General features: G+C 52.5%; 1 protein-coding gene and 1 pseudogene. Both read right to left on the bottom strand.

Translation table 11 applies throughout. From position 1 onward, the window contains the following. Positions 1-1,275 (bottom strand): annotated as a pseudogene (locus tag L693_RS0117895) (DNA ligase); the annotation flags it as partial. A gap of 91 nt (positions 1,276-1,366) precedes the next feature. Next, positions 1,367-1,890: ribonuclease HII (locus tag L693_RS0117900; RefSeq protein WP_025718766.1), on the bottom strand; the 524-nt coding region annotated here is incomplete at its 5' end.

Here is a 1,890-nt window from a genome sequence, read left to right on the forward strand (position 1 = left end):
TGGGACCGCTGCGCGCAGCTCTTGCAGCAGCGTGCGCAGCCGCTGGAGCGGCGCCTCCGCCGCAGCCCCGTTGCCCGCCGTGGATTGCGGCACAGGGCCACCAGCCGGCTGTGCAGCTGCGCGTTCAGCTGGTGTAGCGGTTGTCGCTGGCTTCGCCCCGGCAGACTCTGTCGTTGCCGCCCTTGGAGCGCCATTAGCATCCTTAAGCTGCGTGCTTGTCGTGGCAGCTTGCTGCCCCTGCTCCGCTCTGGCCCGGGAGCCGCTTAATGCGTCAGCGCCCGATTCAGACGCATTTGTGGCAGTGTCCGAAGCCACTGTCGCTCCACGCTCATTGGCTGCCTGCGCTTCTTCTGGAGCAGTCCCTAGGGCTCCAAATGCAGCCCTGGTCGGAGCATCCGGCTCTGTAGCCAAAGCATTCGCTTCATTCCCCGCAGCAGCAACAACAAGGTTGGCTGCCTGTGTCCCTTTCAGCAACTCCTTGCCTCCTGCTGCTTGTCCAGCTTCTCCCTGTTTTACAGGAGCAGAGGTGTCCTTGGATAATGCAGGCGCTTGACCTTCCGGCGTAACTACAACCCCAATGGTAGAGGTGCCTGCCGGACTAGCTGATGCTCGGTCAGCACCCTTTATCGCTGTTGCTTCTCTAGCTGTCTGGTCTATAGATGATGCTCCCTGTCCCAGCTGCTTTAATACCGTGTCGAGCTCCTGCTCCAATGATGACAGCAGATCATTTAAAGGAGGACCAAACATCGCTTGGCGCAGGCCATTAATGCTTTCTGCCGTCAATGGAAGTCCCCGCTGAAAAGCAACGGCTGCTGCCTGTACAAACGTTCCCGGTTGTACGTTACCAGGCTGCTTCACTAAAGCGTTTTGCAAAGAAGCTGCATTTTCCGATGTCAGTGGTACACCATTTTTTTGCATGGCCTGGATAAGTGCTCTATTCTGAGCTGTATCCGGCAATCCTACCGATTCCAATACATCTGCGAGAGCTACGGTTTGCTGTGGTGCATTAGCTGCATCGTTCAAAGGCTTAAGTACCGTCATTCCACTGGGGGAAGCCGGTTGTACCTGAAATGTTGTGGTCTGTCCAGGCTGAAGAGGGGTTTCCAGCTTTGCTCTGACTTGAGAGCCTTGTATTTGCAGCACAGCCTCACCGCCGTCCTCAGACACCTTTAATACGACGCCCCTCACGACTTGGCCTGGCTGCATATCGAGCTTTTTGACCTCTCCCGCCTTCACATCACCAAGTAATCCACGAAATACTGATCCGATGTTCATATCGCCCCTCCTCCGCTTTATCCCTCTATCTAAAGGGCCTATTTTATTGGGTATACATTATATCGGCATAGTTCCGTTTCATAATAAGGCTTTACAGATCAAACAGCGTTGGCTGCTCTGTAAGCAAATTGCCCAAAAAACTGCGTCTATGCATCTCCGTAGGTCCTAGTGCCAATATCTGTTCCCTATGCAACTTGGTAGCGTAGCCCTTATGTATGCCAATTCCGTATTCAGGATATTTTGCATCCCATTCGCCTTTGCACAGCCGATCACGGGTAACCTTCGCAATGATAGAAGCCGCCGCAATAGATTGACTATTCGCATCTCCCTTAATAATGGACAGCTGAGGAATGGGGACATCCACCTTTTCAGCATCCACAAGTAAATAATCAGGAGATACAGATAAAGCTCCAATAGCCTGCTTCATGGCCAAACGAGCTGCCTGTTTAATATTGATCTCATCAATCGTCCGCGCATCTACATAGCCTACTCCTATAGCAATGGCTTTCTCCATAATGAGCTCGTAGTATGCTTCTCTCTTTTTGTCCGTTAGTTTTTTCGAATCATCTACACCCTCCAGCAACTCACCTACTGGTAAAATAACGGCTGCTGCCA

The organism is Paenibacillus sp. 1-18 (assembly GCF_000520755.1).
Lineage (GTDB): Bacteria > Bacillota > Bacilli > Paenibacillales > Paenibacillaceae > Paenibacillus > Paenibacillus brasilensis.